Below are 22,959 nucleotides of genomic sequence, written 5' to 3'. Positions count from 1 at the left end.
TACATGAAGCAATATCTCGAACTACTGAACGACGTCGTGACCAATGGCCTGACCAAGGGCGATCGCACCGGCACCGGCACCAAGGCCGTGTTTGCCCGTCAGTATCGGCATAACTTGGCCGACGGCTTTCCGCTGCTGACCACCAAGAAGCTTCACTTCAAAAGCATCGCCAACGAGCTGATCTGGATGTTGAGCGGCAACACCAACATCAAGTGGCTCAACGAAAACGGCGTGAAGATCTGGGACGAGTGGGCCACCGAAGACGGCGACCTGGGCCCGGTCTACGGCGAGCAGTGGACCGCCTGGCCGACCAAGGACGGCGGCAAGATCAACCAGATCGACTATATGGTCGAGACGCTCAAGACCAACCCCAACAGCCGCCGCATCCTGTTCCACGGTTGGAACGTCGAGTACCTGCCGGACGAAACCAAGAGCCCCCAGGAAAACGCGCGCAACGGCAAACAAGCCCTGCCACCGTGCCACCTGCTGTACCAGGCGTTCGTGCATGACGGCCACCTGTCGATGCAGTTGTACATCCGCAGTTCCGACGTTTTCCTCGGCCTGCCGTACAACACCGCCGCGCTGGCGTTGCTGACCCATATGCTGGCCCAGCAGTGCGACCTGATCCCCCACGAGATCATCGTCACCACTGGCGACACCCATGCCTACAGCAACCATATGGAACAAATCCGCACACAACTGGCGCGCACGCCGAAGAAACTGCCGGAGTTGGTGATCAAGCGTAAGCCTGCGTCGATCTACGATTACAAGTTCGAAGACTTCGAAATCGTGGGCTATGACGCCGATCCAAGCATCAAGGCCGACGTGGCTATCTAGAGTCTGACGCTGTCCACTGTGGGAGGGGGCTTGCCCCCGATAGCGGTGGGTCAGCTAAGTATTGGGTGGCTGAATCTGCGCATCGGGGGCAAGCCCCCTCCCACATTTGGCCCGTTTAATGGCCGTGGCTTCTGCCCACATGTGAGGGCTCGGCCTCGCTGGCCGCCACACTCCCGCTGACCTCCAGCCGCTGCAAGATCCCACACTCCGGCCCACCGCCACAGCGTTGGCGCAAGTCCAGCAACTGCACCTGCAACGCCAACAGTCCATCGATCCGCGCTTTCACATGGTGGATATGCTCGTCGATCAACGCATTCACACTTTCACACTGGTCCTGTGGGCTGTCGCGCAGGCTGAGCAGGCTGCGGATTTCTTCCAGGGTCATGTCCAGGCTGCGGCAGTTGCGGATAAAGATCAGCCGCTCTGTATGCGCCTGGGTGTACACGCGGTAGTTGGCGTCGGTGCGGGCCGGTGGTGGAAGCAGGCCTTCTTTCTCGTAATACCGGATGGTTTCCACCTGACAGTCGGTCAGTTTGGCCAATTCGCCGATCTTCATCGCAGCAATCTCCAAATGGGTGCTTGACCCTATAGTGGCTACAGGGTCTTTACTTGGCAACAGGCACCTTTACGGACGCGACAGAATGAGCGATTCCCTGCACACCTCGCACAAACATGACCACGACCATGATCACGGCGAACCGAAGCTGACGCCTGTGCATAAACATGGCGGTGCCTGCTGCTCCGGCACGCCGGCGCCTGCGTTGGTGCAACTGAGCGAGGCGCCCACCGCTGGCGCGCGCTTGAGTACTTTCCGCATCGAAGCCATGGACTGCCCCACCGAGCAAACGCTGATCCAGAACAAACTGGGCAAGCTCGCCGGCGTGCAGCAATTGGAATTCAACCTGATCAACCGCATCCTCGGCGTCACCCATGACCTGCCGAGCACCGCGCCGATCATCGAGGCGATCAAATCCCTGGGCATGCAGGCCGATCCGATTGTAGAAGGCACCCCGGCCGCCGAGCCGCCCGCCAAGAAGCATTGGTGGCCGTTGGCAGTGTCCGGCATCGGCGCGTTGGGCGCCGAAGTGCTGCACTTCACCAACGCCGCGCCCACGTGGGTGATTGCCATCGTCGCACTGGTGTCGATCCTCAGCGGCGGCCTCACCACTTATAAAAAGGGCTGGATCGCCCTGAAAAACCTCAACCTGAACATCAACGCTTTGATGAGCATCGCCGTGACCGGCGCGATCCTGATCGGCCAATGGCCGGAAGCCGCTATGGTGATGTTCCTGTTCACCGTGGCTGAGCTGATTGAAGCCAAATCCTTGGACCGTGCGCGCAATGCCATCAGCGGCTTGATGCAGATGGCCCCGGAACAGGCCACGGTGCAGCAGGCGGATGGCAGTTGGGTTGAACAGGAAGTCAAAAGCATCGAACTGGGTGCCATCGTGCGGGTCAAGCCCGGCGAGCGCATCGGCCTGGACGGTGAAGTCACTGCCGGCCAATCCACCATCGACCAGGCGCCGATTACCGGTGAAAGCTTGCCGATTGAAAAGACCGTGGGCGATAAAGTCTTCGCCGGCACCATCAACCAGGCCGGCTCCCTGGAGTACAAGGTCACGGCCGCGGCCAATAACTCCACACTGGCGCGGATCATCCACGCGGTCGAACAGGCACAAGGCGCACGGGCACCGACTCAGCGCTTCGTCGACAGTTTCTCGAAGATCTACACCCCGGCCATATTCCTGCTGGCCTTGGGCGTGGCGATTATCCCGCCGCTGTTCATGGCAGGCCTGTGGTTCGACTGGATCTACCGCGCTCTGGTGCTGTTGGTGGTGGCCTGCCCCTGTGCCTTGGTGATCTCCACCCCGGTGACCATCGTCAGCGGCCTGGCGGCGGCAGCGCGCAAAGGCATCCTGATCAAGGGCGGCGTGTACCTGGAGGGTGGTTACAAGCTCGACTACCTGGCGCTGGACAAGACCGGCACCATCACCCACGGCAAACCGGTGCAAACCGATTACCTGGCGTTGTTCCCCAACGTCGCGGACACCGCACCGGCCCTGGCCGCCAGTTTGGCTGGGCGTTCCGACCACCCGGTGTCTTTGGCCATCGCCAAAGCGGCTGTGGATAAAAACCTGCAGGTTTTTGCTGTGGATAACTTCGCAGCCCTGGCCGGTCGTGGTGTGCGCGGCGACATCAACGGCCAGACCTACCACCTGGGCAACCACCGCCTGGTGGAAGACCTCGGGCTGTGCTCGCCGGCGCTGGAAGACAAACTCTTCGCCTTGGAGAAGCAAGGCAAGTCCGTGGTGTTGCTGCTCGACAAATCCGGCCCACTGGCGCTGTTCGCCGTGGCCGACACCGTCAAGGACAGCAGCCGCGAAGCCATCCAGCAACTGCACGACTTGGGCATCAAGACCCTGATGCTCACCGGCGACAACACCCACACCGCCCAGGCGATTGCGGCCCAGGTCGGCATCGATCAGGCACGGGGCGACCTGCTGCCTTCCGACAAACTGCAGGCCATCGAAGCCCTTTATGGCCAGGGCCACCGCGTGGGCATGGTCGGCGACGGCATCAACGACGCCCCGGCCCTGGCCCGCGCCGAGATCGGTTTCGCCATGGCCGCTGCCGGCACCGACACTGCCATCGAAACCGCTGACGTGGCGCTGATGGACGATGATTTGCGCAAGATCCCGGCATTCATTCGTTTGTCGCGGCAAACGTCGAGTATCCTCAAGCAGAACATCGCCCTGGCGCTGGTGATCAAGGCGATTTTCCTGGTGGTCACGTTCCTGGGCATGGCCACCATGTGGATGGCGGTCTTCGCCGACATGGGCGTGGCCTTGCTGGTGGTGTTCAATGGCCTGCGCCTGTTGCGCAAATAAAGCTTGAGAGGGTGGTGTGCTGAGTGCTGAGCTGAAGGCGTTTTTTATGGTCGCCCGCCTGGGGAGCATTACCCAGGCGGCGAAAAAACTCGGCCTGAGCCAGCCCACGGTCACCACCCAGATCCGCAACCTGGAAAGCCAATACGGCGTCGAGCTGTTCTATCGCGGTGGTCGCCGCCTCACCGTCAGCGACGAGGGTGCGCGGTTGCTGCCGATGGTCAAGGCGCTGTTGCAGCAGGAAGCGGATATCGAGTTCTTCCTGCGCAACAACGGCCAGGTACAGGGTGCCCTGCGCATTGCCGCGACCGCGCCGTATTACATCCTTGATCTGGTCAAAGCCTTTCGCGAACGCTTGCCGCAAGTGGAAGTGTCGGTGGAAATCGGCAACTCCCAACAGGTGCTCGAAGCGTTGGACGATTACCGCGTCGATGTCGCCGCTTCCTCGCAATTGCTCGAAGACCCGCGCTTGATCCGCCGCGTACTCGGCACCGACCCCTTGGTGCTCGCGGTGCATCGCAATCATCCCCTGGCCAAGCTCGACCATGTGCCATTGACCGCGTTGGCCGGGCATACGCTGTTGATGCGTGAAGCGGGCTCTACCACCCGGCGGCTGACCGAGGACATGTTGCAGGGCGCGGGTGTGAGCTATGGGCCGTTGTTGGAGATCGGCAGTCGCGAGTCGATTCGCGAAGCGGTGCTGCGCAATATCGGCATCAGCATCATCGCCCGCCAGGAAGTGCCCCATGACCCACAACTGCGGGTACTGACCATCGAGAATGCGCCGCAGATTCCGGAGTACTTGTACTGCCTCAAGGAACGCAAAGGCGCGCGGCTGCCGGCGGCCTTCCTCGGCCTGGCTCAAGAGATGTCTCCCATCTGAAGTGTTGCGGTGGTCTTGAGGGCCAATCGGGGGCAAGCCTAGACACCACACCTCTAAGGCCCCAACCCAAATCCACCAATACCACTATCGCCACGTTTTGCCTTCCTGCCACACGAGCGACGCATTGCCTGCCTAGCATGGCCTTCATCCGTTTGATGAGGTGCCACCATGCACACAACCCTGACCCAACCCGGCGCGCCCATGAAGGTGCGCGGTATCCAGAAACGCTTCGGCGCCTTCACTGCGCTGGACCACGTGTCCCTGGACGTCGCCGCTGGCGAGCTGGTGTGCCTGCTGGGGCCGTCCGGTTGTGGCAAGACCACCTTGCTGCGTTGCATCGCCGGTCTGGAGCGCCAGGACAGCGGCGAACTTTACCTGGGTGATCGTGATGTTTCCCTACTGCCGCCCCAGGCGCGGGACTACGGCATTCTGTTCCAGTCCTACGCGCTGTTTCCCAACCTGACCATTGAAGCGAACATCGGCTACGGCCTTACCGGCAGTGGTCGCGATGAGGTGCGCAAGCGGGTCGGGCAGATGCTGGAACTGGTGGGCCTGCTGGGCAGCGAAAAAAAATACCCCGGCCAGCTTTCCGGCGGCCAACAGCAACGTGTGGCCCTGGCCCGCGCCTTGGCGCCGGCGCCTTCGTTGTTGCTGTTGGACGAACCCATGTCGGCCCTCGACGCCCGCGTGCGCGAGCACCTGTGCACCGAGTTGCGCCAACTGCAACGACGCCTGGGCATCACCACCTTGATGGTCACCCACAACCAGGACGAAGCCATGTTGATGGCCGACCGCATCGCTGTGATGAACAACGGTAAGGTCGAGCAGTACGCCACGCCCCAGGAAATCTACGACCGCCCGGCCACGCCGTTCGTGGCGGAGTTTGTCGGCCAGGGTAATTGGCTGCCCTTCAGCCGTAACAGTGCCAGCCATGCTCAGGTCGGCGGGATGAACATGCGCCTGGCCGATGATGCCGGCGTGGCCAAGTCCGGCCGCCTGTTCTGTCGCCCGGAAGCCATCAGCGTCAACCCGCCGGTGCATGAAGAAAACCTGTTCCCGGCCAAGGTCCGCGAGATCACCTTCCTCGGCAACCGCTGCCGCATGAGCTTTGAACTGGAGCAGTTACCGGGTCATCCATTGCTCGCTGAACTGGCTCCAGAAGCCATGCCACGTCTGGGCGCCCAGGACATCTGGGTGGCTTTGCCGCCGCGCAGCCTGCAGGTGTTTGCCTGAGATGGCCGTGGATATGACATTGCCGATGCCCCGTGAAGTATCCCGCGCTGAAACAGGCGACCGCTTATTTGTGGTCGGCGGCAAAGTGCTGTGGCTGTGCTTGCTGAGCATCGCCGTCTTGATGCCGTTGTTGGCGATTTTCTGGCGCGGTTTCAGCAGCGAGGCCGGGCAGGGCGGTGGGCTGGTTGCTGCGCGGGAGTTGCTCACCAGCGCCAACTTCCACTGGCTGCTGGGCAATAGCCTGAAAGTCTCCTTCAGCGTCGCGGCCATTGTCGTACCGCTGGCTTACCTGTTTGCCTACGGGCTGCAACGCACGTTGATGCCTGGCAAGGCTATCTGGCGTGGCCTGTCGCTGCTGCCGTTGATGGCACCGTCAATGTTGCCGGGAATTGCACTGGTGTACCTGTTCGGCAACCAAGGCCTGCTGCGCGGGCTGCTTTCGGAGAATATCTACGGGTTCTGGGGGATTGTGTTGGGTGAGGTGATCTACACCTTCCCACACGCCTTGATGATCCTGCTGTCGGCGCTTTCCCTGGCGGATGCGCGGCTGTTCGACGCGGCCTCGAGCATGGGCGCCAGCCCGGCCCGGGCGTTTCGCAGTATCACCTGGCCGGCCACGCGCCAGGCTGTATTCGCCGCGTTTTGCCTGGTGTTTACCCTGACCATCACCGACTTCGGCGTGCCCGTGGTGGTCGGCGGTGATTACCAGGTGCTGGCGCTGGAAGCCTACAAGGCCGTGGTCGGCCAGCAACAGTTCGGACGCGGCGCCTTGATCGGCATGGTGTTGCTGCTGCCGGCGCTGTTCAGCTTTGGCGTGGATGCGTGGTTGCGCCGGCGTCATGGCGACGCCATGAGTGGCCGCGCCCAGGTGTTCCAGCCGGCGCCATCGCGGGTAAGGGATGGCTGCTACCTGGCCATTGTCCTACTGATCTGCGCCGTGTTGCTGATGGTGTTCGGCATGGCGGTGTATTCCTCGCTGGTCAAGTTCTGGCCGTACAACCTGTCGCTGTCGCTCAATCACTATCAGTTTGAAGACACGGCCGGTGGCGGTTGGCTGGCTTACCGCAACAGCCTGATCATGGCCCTGTGCACGGCATTGATCGGCAGCGTGCTGATCTTCACCGGCGCCTACCTGATGGAAAAAACCAAAGGCCAGAAGGGCCTGAACCTGGCGCTGCGCCTGCTCAGCTTTGTACCGATGGCCGTGCCGGGCTTGGTACTCGGCTTGGGCTACGTGTTCTTCTTCAACCTCAGCGGCAACCCGCTGCACGTGTTCTACGGCACCATGACCCTGCTGGTGGTGTGCACCATTGCGCACTATTTGACCACTGCGCAGATGACCGCCACCACCGCCCTGCGCCAGTTGGACAGCGAGTTCGAAGCCGCTGCGCTGTCGCTCAAGGCGCCGCTGTACCGCCATTACCTGCGCGTCACTGTGCCGATCTGCCTGCCGGCGCTGCTGGACATCGTGCGTTACCTGTTTGTGTCGGCGATGACCACCGTGTCCGCCGCGATCTTCCTCTACAGCCCCGACACCATTCTCGCCGCCGTCGCCGTGTTGAACATGGACGACGCCGGCAACGTGGGCGGCGCGGCGGCCATGTCGACCCTGATCCTGTTCACTTCGGCCGGCGTCTCGCTGCTGCTGGCGTGGGCCTCACGTGGCGCGCTGCGCCGCTCCCAAGCCTGGCGCCAAAGCCCGCCCGGCCAATAATCCCTGAAGGAGGTGTTCCATGTTCAAGCCCCTGGCGCTGGTCGCTGCCGTACTCACTGCATTCAGCCTGAATGCCTTCGCCAAGACCGAGCTGACCGTGTACACGGCCCTCGAAGCCGAGCAGTTGAAGACCTACAAAAAGGCCTTCGAGCAAGCCAACCCTGACATTGAGATCAAGTGGGTGCGCGACTCCACCGGCATCATCACCGCCAAGCTGCTGGCCGAGAAAGATCGCCCGCAAGCCGACGTAGTGTGGGGCCTGGCCGCCTCCAGCCTGGCGATCCTCGACCAGCAGGGCATGCTCGACAACTACGCACCGAAGGACCTGGACAAGATCGGCAAAAACTACCGCGACGCCGCCAACCCACCGGCCTGGGTCGGCATGGACGTGTGGGCCGCGACCATCTGCTTCAACACCGTCGAGGCCGAGAAACAGGGCCTGACCAAACCGGTGAGCTGGCAAGACCTGACCAAGCCTGAGTACAAGGGCAAGATCGTCATGCCCAACCCGGCGTCCTCCGGTACCGGTTTCCTGGATGTGAGCGCCTGGCTGCAGACCTACGGCGAGAAGCAGGGCTGGCAGTACATGGACGACCTGCACCGGAACATCGGCCAGTACGTTCACTCCGGTTCCAAGCCGTGCAAGCTGGCGGCGTCGGGGGAGTTCCCGATTGGTATTTCGTTTGAATACCCGGCGGTGCAGCTCAAGCGCCAGGGCGCGCCGCTGGACATCATCCTGCCGAAAGAAGGCCTGGGTTGGGACATCGAAGCGACTGCCGTGATCAAGGGCAGCGCCCATGCTGACGCGGCGAAGAAACTGGCCGACTTCTCCGCCAGCCCTGCGGCGATGGAGTTGTACAAGGACAACTTCGCCGTGCTTGCCCAGCCGGGTATCGCCAAGCCGCAGACCGAATTGCCGGCCGACTATGAGCAGCGTTTGATCAAGAACGACTTTGCCTGGGCGTCGAAGAATCGCGACAGCATTTTGACCGAGTGGCGCAAGCGCTATGACGGCAAGTCGGAGAAGGTGGCGGGTCAGTAATTGCTCCGTTTGGGCTGATGGCCTCATCGGGGGCTTGCCCCCGATGGCGGTCTTGAAAACAGGACATCACTAAATGACACACCACAGCGACCTGCTGATCATCGGCGCCGGCATCCTCGGCCTGTCCCACGCCTACGCCGCCGCCAAGCGTGGCCTCAAGGTCAAAGTCTTCGAGCGCAGTGCCACGCCGTTGGGCGCTTCGGTGCGTAACTTCGGCCAGGCGCTGGTCACCGGCCAACCACCGGGCCCGATGCTCGACCTGGCGCGCGAAAGCCGCGAGATCTGGGGCCATTGGGCACAAACCGCCGGCCTGCAGCTCAAGCGCAATGGCTCCTATCTGTTTGCCCGCAGCGAGGCTGAAGAACACTTATTGGAAGCCTTCTGCGCCGGGCGCGCGCAAGCGTACGGCTACAACGTCGAGTTACTGCAAGGCGCGGCAATGAAGGACTTGTACGGCGGCCAGTTCCGCCATCATCGTGCCGCGCTGCATGGCAAGGACGATCAGCAACTGTATTCCCGCGAGGCGATCCCGGCGTTGATCAACTACCTGGCGCAAGACCTGAACGTGGAGTTTCACTTCTCCACGCTCGTGCGCGACGTCGAGCCGGGCCAGTTGCACAGCACGGCGGGGAGCTTTCGCGGCGAGCAGATCATCGTCTGCTCCGGCCACGATTACCAAACCCTGCTGGCCGAAGCGATTGCGCCGCTCAACCCGCAGGTCTGTCGCCTGCAAATGCTGCGCGCCCGGCCGGTGCTCAACCTGAACCTGCAACACGCCTTGCTCACCGGCCTCAGTTGCGTGCATTACGGCGCCTTCGCCGACTTGCCGGAAGCCGCGCCGGTGCAGGCGCAGATCCTGCGCGAAGCACCGTACCTGCATGAGCATGGCATTCACTTGCTGATCAGCCCGACGCCTCACGGTGAACTGATCATCGGTGACTCCCATGATTACGGCAGCGATGCGTCGCCGTTCAACGCCGAGCAGGTCGATGACTGGATGATCGAATTGGCCCAGCAGACCTTGGGCTGCAAGATCCAGGTGGTGGAGCGTTGGCAGGGCGTTTACGGCTCGCGTGGGCCTGCGCCGTTTTCGTTCTTGCAGGCGGCGCCGGGCGTGAGTGCGGCGTTGATGCACACCGGCGTGGGCATGAGCGTGGGGCCGGCGATGGCCGAGCGCAATATCTGTGCATTGTGGGAGGCGTGATGAACCGGGAACAAGTGATTGCCGACGTCTTCGGACTGTACGAACAGCACGGCGCGGCGGATTACATCGGCGAGCCGGTGTCGCAGATCGAACACATGTCCCAGGCCGCGCAACGGGCGATGGCTGAGGGCTTCGACGATGAAGTGGTGTTGGCGGCGTTCTTCCACGATATCGGCCATCTCTGCGGCCAGGGTGGCGACAACATGGGCGGCTACGGCGTGGTCAGCCACGAGCGGCTGGGCGCGGATTACCTGCGTCGCGCGGGGTTCAGCGAGCGCATGGCCAAATTGGTGGAATATCACGTGCAAGCCAAGCGCTACCTGACCTTCAGCCAACCGGACTACTACGCCCGCCTGAGCGAAGCCAGCCGTCGTACCCTAGGCTATCAGGGCGGCGTGATGACAGCCGAGGAGGCACGGGCCTTCGAACAGGACCCGTTGTGTCACATCAGCCTGCGCATGCGCCACTGGGATGAACAGGCCAAGGCCCGGCACGTGCCGCTGCTCGACCTTGAAATCCTCAAGGCCAAGGCCCGGCAAGTGCTGGCGGCTTAAGTCTCGTCGAGGCGCTGGGCGAGGGCCTCGACCTGCTCCTGGCGTTCGGCCTGGCTCAGCTTGGCGTGGGGGTTGAGCGACGACCATTGCGGGTGGGCACGGGCTTTGTGCAGCGCCTCCGGCAACTTGCCTTCGCGCCAGGTTTTGTCCTGGGGCGTATCGACCTTGATGCTGTGCATCGCCGCGTGGCCGCGCACGCTCAGGGCCTTGAGCAACTGGCGTTGGCGCAGGGCGAGCAGGCGCAGCACGCTGTCATCCACGGTCAGCTCGCGCTGGCCTTTGATCTTGCCCAGCAGGCGGCTGCCATAGCTGCGCGCGGTTTGCAGCGCGCCCCCGGCGATGGCGCCGGCCAGGGCCGCGGCGCCCAGCGTCAGCCCGCCGACCAGCAGATCTACCCCGGCCCCCGCTGCGGCGCCGGCAGCGATCCCGCCACCCACGCGCACGCCGAGTTGCTTGAGGGTTTCCGGGTTGAACAGGTCGTCGCCCCAGCGGCCATCCAGCAGCGGCAAGTCGCTGGCGGCCGCGTCTTGTGGGCGGAAACCGAACAGCTTGAGCAGGGCGTCTACGCATTTTTGTTCGCGCTGGCGCACGGCCTTGCGTAAATCGCCGATGGCTTGCTGCTCATCTTCAGTGACCACGCTGCGCCGGCACGCGGCGCAGTCGATCAGCAACTCGGCGATCAAGCGTGCGGCGCTTTGCTGGCGGGCCTGGCGCTGGGCTTCTTGATCGAGGATCAGCCGTTCCAGTTGCGGCCGGGCGTTTTCCAGCAGCAGGGCGAGGCTTTCATACAGGCGACGTTCGCCGTCTTCCGGCGGTGCGACGCTGTCGAAACGCACCAGCGCATGCAGGCCGAGGCGGGCCAGGGCTTCGCGCCAGTCCGGCTCGCGGTGCTCGCTGCTGCTGACAAAATTGAGCACCGGCAGCAACGGTTTGCCGCAACTGGCCAGCACTTGCAGCTCATCGCGGTACTTGGCCAGCACCGGCTCGCGGGCGTCGATCACATACAGCCCGGCGTCCGAGGCCAGCAGTTGGCGCAGCACTTTGGCTTCCTGCTCGAAACGCTGGCGCGCTTCGCTGCCTTCCAGGAACCGCGCCAGGCGTGCCGGGCCGTCCAGGCGTTCGCCAGGGCGGTCGAGGCGTTCCAGGTAGTCGAGCAGGGCGATGGCATCTTCCAGGCCGGGCGTGTCATACAGCTCCAGCAGGGCTTCGCCGTCCACCGACAGGCGCGCGCCCTCCACATGCCGCGTGGTGCTGGGGCGATGGGACACTTCGCCGAAGCCCACGTCACGGGTCAGGGTGCGCAGCAGCGAGGTCTTGCCCACGTTGGTGTGGCCGACCACGGCAAGTTTCAGCGGTTTAGTCATGACCGGTCTCCAGCCAGTTCAGCGGCGCGCAGTCGGCAAACGGCAATTCCAGCTGATGCAGCGCGCTGTGCCAATCGCCCAGGCGTTCGGCATCCAGCGCTTGGCCGGGCGGCGCTTGCAGCAGCCAGACACGGGTGGCGGCGGCGCTGCGTGCGAGTTCGGCGATCAGTGCGAGACTGCCGCGATCCGGCGAGCGGCGTGGGTCGCAGGCGATGGCCAGGCGGGCGGGCGGGAAGCGGGTGAGTTGTTCCAGCAATTTGTGGCGCGATTCACGGCTGTCGAGGATGCCGGCATTTTTCACCTGAGCCGGCAGTTTGGGCGGCCAAGGGTGCTGGTCGTCCAGTTCGATGGCCACCAGCAGGGCGCCGTTGCTGTCCAATTCACTGACGCCGCCGGCGACGTGATGCAATTGCTCGGGCGCGGCGTCGTTGACCCCGAGGCGTTCGCTGCTGGGCATCAGGCGTTCGCGCAGTTGGCTGTAGCCCGGTAGGTTCAGGTCCAGGCGCAAGGCGGCGCGCCCGCGTTTCCAGCGCCACAGGCACAGCAGGGCGAGGAGCAGTCGCGGCAGCAGGCCGTAGACCAGCAATACGCCCACCAGCCAGGCGGCCCAGGCTTGGCGAGCGCTTTCGATATTCAGGGCCGAGTCGCCGCTGGCGCGAATCATCTCGACGGTGGGCACGCTGAAGCCAAGCAAGGCTGGCAGGCTGCCGAGGGCCTGGGTGACGGCGACGAAGGTGTCGGCGCCGAGAATGGTGGTCTCCCACACAAAGCCGTAGCGCCTGGTGGCGAGCAGCGTCAGCAATATCACCAGTGCGCTGAGCAAGGCCAGCAACCACAAACCGTTGACCAGTACGCCTACCGCCCAGCGATTGAGTTTCTGGCGTTGCAACACCAGCAACAACGCGGGCGCCAATTGCGCGGCCTTGGCGTCACGGGCTAGTTTTTCACTGAGCCACAGCCATAAGCGACCAAGGCTGGCGCTGTGTTCTCCAGCAAACAGCAGGCCCATTGCCCAGCTTATCAACAGGATCAGGTTCAAACCGAGCAGGCTGCCCAGGGCCCAGAACACATTCACCGGGGTCAAGCCGTTGCCAAGTGCCGCGAAGGCAAGCCCGGCGCCGCTGACTACGGCGACTAGCGCCAGCAGCACCAGTGCCAAACGCGCACCTTGCAGCCAGCGGGTGAGGGCGGCAGTCAGCCCATCGCGCTCGGCCAGATGCAAGGCGCGATGCTGGATACGCGTCGGCAGATCGCCGCCGGCCGTGCGGGCCAGGCGGTTGGCTTCCAAGTCCTCCAGGGCGCCTGCGTGTTCTTCACGCAGGCGCACGGTTTCTGTCAGCCAGAGTTTTTGCAGCGGGTTCAGTGCAGTCACGCGCCGTCCTGTTGTGTCAGTGAGCCTGGAGCATAACCGCTGGGTCGTGGCTCTGGTATTCTCGTCGCCATGAAAAAAACTCTCCCTTTAAGCCTGATCGCAGCCCTCGGTGAAAACCGCGTGATCGGCGTCGACAACAGCATGCCCTGGCATTTGCCGGGGGATTTCAAATATTTCAAGGCCACCACCCTGGGCAAGCCGATCATCATGGGGCGCAAGACCTGGGATTCCCTGGGCCGACCGCTGCCGGGGCGCTTGAATATCGTGGTTAGCCGTCAGACCGACCTGGCGCTGGAAGGTGCGGAAGTTTTTCCGTCGCTCGATGCCGCCGTGGCGCGGGCCGAAGCCTGGGCACTGGAGCAAGGCGTGGACGAGCTGATGCTGATCGGCGGCGCGCAGCTGTATGCGCAGGGGCTGGAGCAGGCCGATCGCCTGTACCTGACGCGGGTGGCGCTGAGCCCGGAAGGGGATGCTTGGTTTCCGGCGTTTGATCAGGGGCAGTGGAAGCTGGTGTCGAATCTAGAGAACCCAGCCGAGGGTGACAAACCGGCGTACAACTTTGAGGTCTGGGAGCACAACTGACTGTAGTGAGCGGGCTTGCCCCGCGCTGGGGGGCGAAGCCGCCCCAAATCCATGCAGCCCGGTCTAACTGAAACACCGCGATGCCTGGGTTTAGGGCGGCTTCGCCACCCAGCGCGGGGCAAGCCCGCTCACTACATGGCCGGGTTCAGGCCTGCGCTAGTTCGCCATGCTCATCGGCATCCAACAGCGCTTTATCCGTCTGCCCCATGATCTGACTGGTAATCGCGCCCGCCGTCATCGAACCGTTCACGTTCAACGCCGTACGGCCCATGTCGATCAACGGCTCCACGGAAATCAGCAGCGCCACCAGTGACACTGGCAAGCCCATCGCCGGCAGCACGATCAGCGCGGCAAAGGTCGCGCCGCCGCCCACGCCGGCCACACCGGCCGAACTCAGGGTCACAATCGCCACCAGGGTTGCGATCCACAGCGGGTCCAGTGGGTTGATACCCACGGTCGGCGCTACCATCACGGCCAACATCGCCGGATAAAGACCGGCACACCCGTTCTGGCCGATGGTCGCGCCAAACGAGGCGGCGAAACCGGCGATGGATTGCGGGATGCCCAGGCGACGGGTCTGCGCTTCAATGCTCAGCGGGATGGCCGCCGCGCTGGAGCGGCTAGTGAAGGCAAACGTCAGCACTGGCCAGACCTTGCGGAAAAACCGCAGCGGGTTGATCCCGGCCAGCGACAGCAGCAGGCCGTGCACCACGAACATCAGGCCCAGCGCCAGGTACGACACCAGCACGAAGCTGCCGAGCTTGATGATGTCTTGCAGGTTGGAGCCGGCGACCACTTTGGTCATCAATGCCAGCACGCCGTACGGGGTCAGCTTCATCACCAGGCGCACCAAGCGCATCACCCAGGCTTGCAGGGTGTCGATGGCGTTGAGCACTTTCTGGCCTTTTTCCACGTCATCCTTGAGCAGTTGCAGCGCGGCGACGCCCAGGAATGCAGCGAAAATCACCACGCTGATGATCGACGTCGGCTTGGCCCGGGCCAGGTCGGCAAACGGGTTGGATGGCACGAACGAGAGCAGCAACTGCGGGATATTCAGGTCGGCGACCTTGCCCGCGTAATCACTCTGGATCACTTGCAGGCGCGCCATTTCCTGGGTGCCGGCCACCAGGCCTTCGGCGGTGAGGCCGAACAGGTTGGTCAGGCCGATACCGATCAGCGCCGCAATCGCGGTGGTGAACAGCAGCGTGCCGATGGTCAGGAAGCTGATCTTGCCCAAGGAAGCCGCGTTGTGCAGACGCGCCACAGCGCTGAGGATCGACGCGAATACCAGCGGGATCACGATCATTTGCAGTAATTGCACGTAGCCATTACCGACCAGATCGAACCAGCCGATGGAGGCCTTGAGCACCGGGTTGCCGGCACCGTAGATGCTGTGCAGCGCCACACCGAACGCCACACCCAAGACCAGGGCGAACAGCACCTTCTTGGCGAGGCTCCAGTGAGTGCGGCGGGTTTGTGCCAGGCCCAACAGCAGGGCCACGAACACCAGTAAGTTGAGAATCAGGGGCAGATTCATTGAAGCTCCGTTGAGAAGGCAGCCAATCGCGTGAGCCTGCGATTGCGAACCGGAAAGCCTAACAGCTTGATATTTATTGATTTAATACCGATATGGAATGGCAACTGTCGTTTTTGGAATAAGCCGTTGACGCTCCGGCGTATGCCGTTGGCGGGATCAGGACGCGCACGGTCGCGCTCAACATGGGAACTGTCACGGGGATTTGTTAGCGTCAATGTCTTTCACTCAGGGAGACAACGCCTATGAAGCTCGTGCCGAAACTACTGGTATCCGCCGCACTTTGCCTGGGACTCGCCAGCCAGGCGTTTGCCGCCACCGAGTTGAAACACTGGCCCGCGCCTGCGGCCAAGCAACTGAACGACATGATCGCCGCCAACGCCAACAAGGGTAACTACGCGGTGTTCGACATGGACAACACCAGTTACCGCTACGACCTTGAAGAGTCCCTGCTGCCCTACATGGAAAACAAGGGCCTGATCACCCGCGACAGCCTCGATCCGTCGCTCAAGCTTATGCCGTTCAAAGACACCGCCGACCATAAGGAAAGCCTGTTCAGTTACTACTATCGCCTGTGCGAAGTGGACGACATGGTCTGCTACCCGTGGGTCGCCCAGGTATTTTCCGGCTTCACCCTCAAGGAGCTCAAGGTGCAGGTGGATGAGCTGATGGCGTCCGGCAAGCCAGTGCCGGTCAGCTATTTCGAAGGCGACGTGGTGAAGAAGTCCGAGGTGCAGCCGCCGAAAGTCTTCACCGGCCAGACCGAGTTGTACAACAAGCTGATGGAAAACGGCATCGAGGTGTACGTGATGACCGCCGCTTCCGAGGAGTTGGTGCGCATGGTCGCTGCCGATCCCAAGTACGGCTACAACGTCAAACCCGAAAACGTGATTGGCGTGACCACGCTGCTCAAGGACCGCAAGACCGGCGAACTGACCACCGCACGCAAACAGATCACCGCCGGCAAGTATGACGAGAAGGCCAACCTTGGCCTGGAACTCACGCCGTACCTGTGGACCCCGGCAACCTGGATGGCCGGTAAGCACGCGGCGATCCTCACCTACATCGACGAATGGAAAAAACCGGTGATCGTCGGCGGCGACACACCGACCAGCGACGGCTACATGCTGTTCCACGATGTGGACGTGGCCAAGGGTGGCGTTCACCTGTGGATCAACCGCAAGGACAAATACATGACCCAACTCAACGGCATGATGGCCAAGCATGCGGCGGCGCAGGCCAAGGAAGGGTTGCCGGTGACGGCGGACAAGAACTGGGTGATCGTCAAGCCGGAGGACATTCAGTAGGACCGAGTCGCCCTTTTCGCAGGCAAGCCAGCTCCCACATTTGAAAGTGTTCACAAACCGAAATGTGGGAGGTGGGTTGCCCCCGTTGGCTAACTGAACACCACAAAGGCAAGGCAAGAAATAGATATCAATTGCGAACCAATCTCATCCTCTGCTAGCGTGCGCACCTCCTGAACCCTCCGTTCCCCTCAAGGTCGTGCCGTGCTCTCCTGGAATTCGCAGATCGCGCGCCTGTTCGCGGAGCAGAAGAAAGCCCTCGAAGCCTTCGTCACCCGACGCACCGGCAGTGCCCAGGTGGCCGCTGACCTGACTCAGGAGTCGTTCCTGCGCCTGGCGCGCCTGGAGTCCGGCGAAAAAATCGACAACCTGCCAGCCTTCCTCTTCACCATCGCCAGCAACCTGGTGCGCGATCATCAGCGCCAGGCTATTCGCCGTGAGCGCCTGGATGCCGGCGAGCCCAGCGAAGAACTGCCGTGCAGCAACCCCGGCGCCGACGAACAATTGGCCGCCTACCAGCAAGAGCAACTGATGCAGGACGCCATCCTGGCGTTGCCCGAAGCGACTCGGCAGATCTTCCTGCTCTATCATGTCGACGAACTTTCCTACCGCGAGATTGGCGAACGCCTGTCGATCACCCCGCGCAGTGTGGAATACCAATTGCGTCGCGCCTTGATTGAATGCCGCGCCTACATCAAGACGCGGCTTGCCTGCGATGCACAAGGACGTCGGTCATGACTGCCACACCCACTGCCGACGAACTGTTCGCCGAAGCATCCGGCTGGTATTTCCGCTTGCAGGCCGACGACGTCACGCCCGCTGAGCTGGACGCGTTTGCCGTCTGGCTGGGCCAGGGCAGTGCCGAGGATCAAGCCTGGCAGGAAGTGCAGGCGATGCTTGGCGGCCTGCGCGAACCGGCGCGGGTGGTTCGCCGGGCGCAGCAAGCCGCCTGGCGCAGACCGGTGCGCCGTTGGGCCGTCGCCGCCGCCGTGCTGCTGGCGCTGGGCCTGACCGTGCAAAACACCCCCTGGCTCGACCGCCTGCGCGCCGACTACGCCACCGGCACCGGCGAGTTACGCAGCATTGAGTTGGCCGACGGCTCACACCTGCAACTCAATACCGACAGTGCGGTGCAGGTCCGCATGAGCGCCGGTGAACGGCAGATCCGTTTATTGCGCGGCGAAGGCTTCTTCGAGGTGACCAAAGACCCGGCGCGGCCCTTTGTGGTGCAGTCCGGCGATGGCTGGGTGAAGGTGGTCGGCACCCAGTTCAGCGTGGCGCGCCGTGATGCGCAGACGCGGGTGCAGGTGGCGCAGGGCAAGGTCGAGGTCAGCGCCGGCAGCGGCGCGCCGGTGTATCTGGAGCCTGGGCGGGCGGTGGAGTATCAGGGCCGGCAACTGGCGCAGGTGCATGGTTTCGAGCCGGCCAGCGGCTTTGCCTGGCGCCAGCGGCAACTGGTGTTCCGCCAGCAGCCGTTGTCCGAGGTGGTCAGCGAGTTGAACCGTTACTGGCCTGGCAAGACCCTGGTACTCGGTGACGCACTGCGCAATCGTGTGGTGTCCGGTGTGTTTGAAATCGACAAACCCGAGGCCGTGATCAAGGCGCTGGAGTACACCCTCAACCTGCACGCCGAGCACTACACCCCGTATTTACTGGTGCTGCGCGAAGGCAAGGCGTCTTGAACGCAACTTTTTGAAAAAACTTTCAGGGTTTCTCCCCAAGCGGTCGTCCTTGATCACTGAGGCGTAAATAGTAAGCACTCTCAAGTAGTGCGGCGCCGATCACAGACTTTTTGCACCGGGGAGCACCATCCATGGCACACCGATTCGCCGTACGGCCCTTGCTGGCACTGGCTATCTCATTGGCCAGCGGCACCGCGCCGCTGTATTTGCAGGCCGCCGAGACCACCCAGGCCCAGATGTACCGGTTTGATATTCCAGGGCAAAGCCTGGATGGCGCATTGGCGGCGTTTTCGGCGGTGACGCGGGTGCAGGTGCTGGTGTCCGGGGAGTTGACCCAAGGGGTGATGTCGCCGGGGGTAAAAGGCAACGTGGGACAACGTGAAGCCTTGGGGTCGCTGCTGGGAGGCACGGGGCTGAGTGCGGCGTTCATCAATGCAGACACCGTCACTCTGGAAAAACGCGTGGATACCGGTGACGCCCTGGAAGTCGGTGTAACCACCATCAGTGCTGAGCACTTGGGGACTACAACCGAAGGCAGCGGCTCTTACACCACGGGTGCGGTGACCATCGGCAAGAGTACGCAAAAGCTCAAGGACATCCCGCAATCGGTCAGCGTGCTGACGCGCAAGGCCATGGACGACCAGAACATCACCACGTTGACCCAGGCGATTGAAGCGGTGCCGGGCATGGCGTCGGTTAAGTCACCGGGGCCGGGGATGTTCATGTTTGCGCGTGGCTTCGAGATTGAATCGCTGCAATACGACGGTGTGCCGGTGCCGCGCAACGTCTATGCGCTGGGCAGCTACATCACCGAGAACATGGTGATCTACGACCGCATGGAAGTCCTGCGTGGCGCCGCCGGCCTGCTGCAAGGTGCAAACAGCCCGGGGGGCGCGGTGAATCTGGTGCGCAAACGTCCGCAGGCGGCGCCAACCGTAACGTTGAGCGCCAAGGCTGGCAGTTGGGACCGCTACGCCTCCCAGGCCGATGTGGGTGGCCCGTTGAACGAAGCCGGGACGATCCGTGGCCGGGCGGTGGTCAACTACGAAAAAGGCCACTCGTTCACCGACTACGTGTGGAACTGGGAGCAGACGGTCTACGGTGCATTGGACTTTGACCTGGACGATGACACTACGCTGGGTGTCGGTTTCAGTAACAAGAAAAGCCACGGGCGCCCGTATTTGATCGCCTTGCCACGTCATACCGATGGCGGCGCGCTGGACGTGTCGCGTTCGACTTATACAGGGGCGAGTTGGAACCGCTCGTTCAATGATCAGACGGCGGTGTACCTGGATCTTGAGCATCGCTTCAATGAGCACTGGAAGTTCAAAGCCTCTGCGTTGGCGATGAATGAGTCCAACGAAGCAACTTATCAATTCATCGTGGGTGCGGTTCCGGTGGGGAGTACCAAAAGTGGTAACTACGCCGACTATTCCACGGATTTCTATGGCAAGAACCGTGGCTTGGATATGTATGTCAGCGGTGATTTCGAGGCGCTGTCGTTCAAGCAAAGCCTGGTGCTGGGCGGCAACTATTCCAAGTACAACACCGATGATGGCTATGCCCGTGCGTTTACGCCCGGGGCGGATATCGGTGCAATTGATCATCACCGCCCGGAACCCACCTACAACGGTATTGCCGACCGCGCCAACCTGGCTTTAAGCACCTATGACATCACCCAGAAAGGCCTTTACGGCACCTGGCGGATCAACCTCACAGACCCTCTGACATTGATCCTCGGTGCCCGCACCAGTTGGTACGACTTTGCCTTTGACCAGGACAATTACTACGCCCGTGAGTATCAGGAGGGCGGTGAGAAAAACTCGGTCAAGAGCAACGGCAAGGTCACCCCGTTTGCTGGCTTGGTTTATGCGTTGGATGAGCAGTGGTCGGTATACGGCAGCTACGCGCAGGTGTTTATCCCGCAGACCCAGTTGACCCAGCAAAAGACCGGCCTGCCACCGATCGAGGGGCGCAACTACGAGGTGGGCGTCAAGGGTGAGTTGATGGATGGACGTCTCAATACATCCCTCGCATTGTTCCGCTATATTCACGAAAACCGCGCCGTTACTGACTTCAGTACGGACATTGATGGCCCCAATGCTTGCAGCGGTTGGTACTGCTCTACCGCTTCCGGCAAGGTGCGCAGCCAGGGGGTGGAGGCTGAGATCAGCGGCCAGTTGGCGCCGGGCCTGCAGGTCAGCAGCAGCTACACCTACAACACCACGGTGTTTTTGAAAGACACCGAACTCAAGGGCAAGGTCTTCAGCACAGCGGTGCCCAAGCACATGCTGCGGATCTGGGGTGACTACAAGCTGCCGGGGGATTTGAGCCGCATCAGCCTGGGTGCAGGCGTCAACGCGCAAACGGCGACCACCAGCTTCGACCGTAACTTTGGGCAGGCCGGCTTTGCGATCTTCAACTCACGGGTGGCCTATGAGGCCAGTGACGAAGTGACCCTGGCGGTGAACGTGAACAACATCCTCGACAAGCGCTACTACATCCCGTCTTACAGCCAGTTGGTGGGCAACAACTACTTTGGCGACCCACGCAACATGATGTTCAGCGTCACGTACAAGCCGCAGTTCTAAGCCATGTAGGTAAACAATGCGGGAGTGGCTTGCCCCTCCCACATTTGATCTTTGGTGTTCCTGGCATGATCACCAGGCAAAAAAATGCCCCGCACCTGGCGGGGCATTTTTATGCGCGAGGCTTACAGACCGTCAAGCATCGCCTTGTTACGCACTGCACCTTTGTCGGCGCTGGTGGCCAGCAGGGCATAAGCCTTCAAGGCGGTCGTCACTTTACGTGGACGCTTCTCAACCGGCTTCCAGCCTTTCTTGTCCTGCTCAACCCGGCGTGCCGCCAGTTCTTCGTCGCTGATCAACAGGTTGATCGAGCGGTTCGGAATGTCGATCAGTACCTTGTCGCCATCCTGCACCAGGCCAATCGCGCCACCGGCAGCGGCTTCCGGCGAGGCGTGGCCGATGGACAGGCCCGAGGTGCCGCCGGAGAAACGGCCGTCGGTCAGCAGGGCGCAGGCTTTGCCTAGGCCTTTGGACTTGAGGTAGGACGTCGGGTAGAGCATCTCCTGCATACCCGGGCCGCCTTTCGGGCCTTCGTAGCGGATGATCACGATGTCGCCTTCTTTCACTTCGTCAGCGAGGATGCCGCGTACCGAGCTGTCCTGGCTTTCGTAGATCTTGGCGCGACCTTCGAAGACGTGGATGGATTCGTCCACACCGGCAGTTTTGACCACGCAGCCGTCGAGGGCGATGTTGCCGTACAGCACGGCCAGGCCGCCTTCCTGGGAGTAGGCGTGCTCGACACTGCGGATGCAGCCGTTTTCACGGTCGTCGTCGAGGGTGTCCCACCGGGTCGACTGGCTGAACGCAGTCTGGGTCGGGATGCCCGCCGGACCGGCCTTGAAGAAGGTGTGCACGGCTTCGTCGTCAGTCTGGGTGATGTCCCACTTGGCGATGCCTTCGGCCAGGGACTTGCTGTGCACGGTCGGCAGGTCGGTGTGCAGCAGGCCGCCACGGGCCAGGGAACCGAGGATCGAGAAGATCCCGCCGGCGCGGTGCACGTCTTCCATGTGGTACTTCTGGATGTTCGGCGCGACCTTGCACAGTTGCGGCACATGGCGTGACAGGCGGTCGATGTCGCGCAGGTCGAAATCGATCTCGGCTTCCTGGGCGGCGGCCAGCAAGTGCAGGATGGTGTTGGTGGAACCGCCCATGGCGATGTCCAGGGTCATGGCGTTTTCGAAAGCCTTGAAGTTGGCAATGTTGCGCGGCAGTACCGAGTCATCGTTCTCGGTGTAGTAACGCTTGCACAGCTCGACGATGGTGCGGCCGGCCTGCAGGAACAACTGCTCGCGGTCGCTGTGGGTGGCCAGGGTGGAACCGTTGCCCGGCAACGCCAGGCCCAGGGCTTCCACCAGGCAGTTCATCGAGTTGGCGGTGAACATGCCGGAGCACGAACCGCACGTCGGGCAAGCGCTGCGCTCGTATTCCGCGACCTTCTCGTCAGAAGCGCTGGAATCGGCGGCGATGACCATCGCGTCGACCAGGTCGAGGCCGTGGGAGGCGAGTTTGGTCTTGCCGGCTTCCATCGGGCCGCCGGAGACGAAGATCACCGGGATGTTCAGGCGCAGGGCGGCCATCAGCATGCCGGGGGTGATCTTGTCGCAGTTGGAGATGCACACGATGGCGTCGGCGCAGTGGGCGTTGACCATGTATTCCACGGAGTCGGCGATGATCTCGCGGCTCGGCAGCGAATACAGCATGCCGTCATGGCCCATGGCGATGCCGTCGTCCACGGCGATGGTGTTGAATTCCTTGGCCACGCCGCCCGCGCGTTCGATCTCGCGGGCGACCAGTTGGCCCAGGTCCTTGAGGTGGACGTGGCCCGGTACGAACTGGGTGAACGAGTTGGCAATCGCGATGATCGGCTTCTTGAAGTCGTCATCTTTCATCCCCGTGGCACGCCACAATGCGCGCGCGCCGGCCATGTTGCGGCCGTGGGTGGATGTTTTCGAGCGGTAATCTGGCATGGAGCACTCCGGGCGGCTAATCAGGTAACTACTAATCAGGTACTACTGGGGAGTGAGCTTCTGTTGACGTCTGGAACACCCGAAAAATGGCACTGGTGTCCGGAAGTTGCCGCAAACGTGACGGGATCGCCGTGCGCATTGGCCTTGAGCTCATAAACCCGCCGGGGGATGACTGGCGATGAATAGGGCCGATTCTACACCGCTGGCGGCTGGA

General features: G+C 62.4%; 18 protein-coding genes. 13 read left to right on the top strand and 5 right to left on the bottom strand.

Annotated elements, in window-relative coordinates; genetic code table 11:
- Positions 1–3: 3 nt before the first annotated feature.
- A complete protein-coding gene (locus PspS35_RS28260) occupies positions 4–837 on the top strand; it encodes a thymidylate synthase (RefSeq protein ID WP_159937689.1) in 834 nt (277 codons plus the stop codon).
- A gap of 115 nt (positions 838–952) precedes the next feature.
- On the opposite strand, the gene cadR is transcribed toward PspS35_RS28260, so the two are convergent.
- The gene (cadR, locus tag PspS35_RS28255; protein WP_159937688.1) at positions 953–1,393 is read right to left on the bottom strand and encodes a Cd(II)/Pb(II)-responsive transcriptional regulator; all 441 of its coding nucleotides are present in this window, start codon (positions 1,391–1,393) and stop codon (positions 953–955) included.
- An 85-nt stretch (positions 1,394–1,478) separates the two neighbouring features.
- On the opposite strand from cadR, the gene PspS35_RS28250 reads away from it, so the two are divergent.
- The 7 genes from PspS35_RS28250 to PspS35_RS28220 all read left to right on the top strand — a co-directional run bounded on the left by PspS35_RS28250 (position 1,479) and on the right by PspS35_RS28220 (position 10,352).
- A complete protein-coding gene (locus PspS35_RS28250) occupies positions 1,479–3,725 on the top strand; it encodes a heavy metal translocating P-type ATPase (protein ID WP_159937687.1) in 2,247 nt (748 codons plus the stop codon).
- Between the two features lie 16 nt (positions 3,726–3,741).
- Positions 3,742–4,605 (top strand): LysR family transcriptional regulator, encoded by an 864-nt coding sequence (locus PspS35_RS28245; RefSeq protein ID WP_159937686.1) that lies wholly within the window; start codon positions 3,742–3,744, stop codon positions 4,603–4,605.
- A gap of 168 nt (positions 4,606–4,773) precedes the next feature.
- Complete coding sequence (locus PspS35_RS28240) at positions 4,774–5,838, top strand: putative 2-aminoethylphosphonate ABC transporter ATP-binding protein (protein ID WP_159937685.1); 1,065 nt, start codon at positions 4,774–4,776, stop codon at positions 5,836–5,838.
- Between the two features lies 1 nt (position 5,839).
- The gene (locus tag PspS35_RS28235; protein ID WP_159937684.1) at positions 5,840–7,552 is read left to right on the top strand and encodes a putative 2-aminoethylphosphonate ABC transporter permease subunit; all 1,713 of its coding nucleotides are present in this window, start codon (positions 5,840–5,842) and stop codon (positions 7,550–7,552) included.
- Positions 7,553–7,571: 19 nt separating this feature from the next.
- Positions 7,572–8,594 (top strand): putative 2-aminoethylphosphonate ABC transporter substrate-binding protein, encoded by a 1,023-nt coding sequence (locus PspS35_RS28230; RefSeq protein WP_159937683.1) that lies wholly within the window; start codon positions 7,572–7,574, stop codon positions 8,592–8,594.
- A gap of 73 nt (positions 8,595–8,667) precedes the next feature.
- The gene (locus PspS35_RS28225) at positions 8,668–9,798 is read left to right on the top strand and encodes a TIGR03364 family FAD-dependent oxidoreductase (protein ID WP_159937682.1); all 1,131 of its coding nucleotides are present in this window, start codon (positions 8,668–8,670) and stop codon (positions 9,796–9,798) included.
- Entirely contained in the window at positions 9,798–10,352 is a 555-nt protein-coding gene (locus PspS35_RS28220; RefSeq protein WP_159937681.1) for a phosphonate degradation HD-domain oxygenase, read from the top strand. Before PspS35_RS28225 ends, PspS35_RS28220 begins: the two co-directional genes overlap by 1 nt.
- Here the strand turns inward: PspS35_RS28220 and PspS35_RS28215 are convergent.
- Together PspS35_RS28215 and PspS35_RS28210 are read right to left on the bottom strand one after the other, a co-directional pair.
- Entirely contained in the window at positions 10,349–11,716 is a 1,368-nt protein-coding gene (locus tag PspS35_RS28215; protein WP_159937680.1) for a DUF3482 domain-containing protein, read from the bottom strand. The two genes, PspS35_RS28220 and PspS35_RS28215, sit on opposite strands and share 4 nt — an antisense overlap.
- A complete protein-coding gene (locus PspS35_RS28210) occupies positions 11,709–13,088 on the bottom strand; it encodes a DUF2868 domain-containing protein (protein WP_159937679.1) in 1,380 nt (459 codons plus the stop codon). The genes PspS35_RS28215 and PspS35_RS28210 overlap by 8 nt, the downstream gene beginning before the upstream one ends.
- A 69-nt stretch (positions 13,089–13,157) precedes the next feature.
- Here PspS35_RS28210 and PspS35_RS28205 point away from each other — a divergent pair, with 69 nt between their 5' ends.
- Positions 13,158–13,670 carry a dihydrofolate reductase gene (locus PspS35_RS28205; RefSeq protein ID WP_159937678.1) on the top strand — a complete coding sequence of 171 codons (513 nt, stop codon included), beginning with the start codon at positions 13,158–13,160 and terminating at the stop codon, positions 13,668–13,670.
- A gap of 145 nt (positions 13,671–13,815) precedes the next feature.
- On the opposite strand, the gene PspS35_RS28200 is transcribed toward PspS35_RS28205, so the two are convergent.
- Complete coding sequence (locus PspS35_RS28200) at positions 13,816–15,207, bottom strand: L-cystine transporter (protein WP_159937677.1); 1,392 nt, start codon at positions 15,205–15,207, stop codon at positions 13,816–13,818.
- Between the two features lie 242 nt (positions 15,208–15,449).
- On the opposite strand from PspS35_RS28200, the gene PspS35_RS28195 reads away from it, so the two are divergent.
- The 4 genes from PspS35_RS28195 to PspS35_RS28180 all read left to right on the top strand — a co-directional run bounded on the left by PspS35_RS28195 (position 15,450) and on the right by PspS35_RS28180 (position 20,781).
- Positions 15,450–16,511, top strand: a complete 1,062-nt coding sequence (locus PspS35_RS28195) for a haloacid dehalogenase-like hydrolase (protein WP_159937676.1) — start codon at positions 15,450–15,452, stop codon at positions 16,509–16,511.
- 201 nt (positions 16,512–16,712) lie between these two features.
- Positions 16,713–17,246: an RNA polymerase sigma factor gene (locus tag PspS35_RS28190; RefSeq protein ID WP_122307980.1), complete on the top strand. Its 534-nt coding sequence runs from the start codon at positions 16,713–16,715 to the stop codon at positions 17,244–17,246.
- The gene (locus PspS35_RS28185; protein WP_159937675.1) at positions 17,243–18,190 is read left to right on the top strand and encodes a FecR family protein; all 948 of its coding nucleotides are present in this window, start codon (positions 17,243–17,245) and stop codon (positions 18,188–18,190) included. The genes PspS35_RS28190 and PspS35_RS28185 overlap by 4 nt, the downstream gene beginning before the upstream one ends.
- A 131-nt stretch (positions 18,191–18,321) precedes the next feature.
- Positions 18,322–20,781: a TonB-dependent siderophore receptor gene (locus PspS35_RS28180; protein WP_159937674.1), complete on the top strand. Its 2,460-nt coding sequence runs from the start codon at positions 18,322–18,324 to the stop codon at positions 20,779–20,781.
- Positions 20,782–20,903: 122 nt separating this feature from the next.
- On the opposite strand, the gene ilvD is transcribed toward PspS35_RS28180, so the two are convergent.
- A complete protein-coding gene (gene ilvD, locus PspS35_RS28175) occupies positions 20,904–22,745 on the bottom strand; it encodes a dihydroxy-acid dehydratase (RefSeq protein WP_159937673.1) in 1,842 nt (613 codons plus the stop codon).
- Between the last annotated feature and the right edge of the window lie 214 nt (positions 22,746–22,959).

It is taken from the genome of Pseudomonas sp. S35, from assembly GCF_009866765.1.
Classification (GTDB): domain Bacteria; phylum Pseudomonadota; class Gammaproteobacteria; order Pseudomonadales; family Pseudomonadaceae; genus Aquipseudomonas.
Note: the sequence above shows the minus strand (reverse complement) of the source record. Positions and strands in the feature narration are given on the sequence as shown.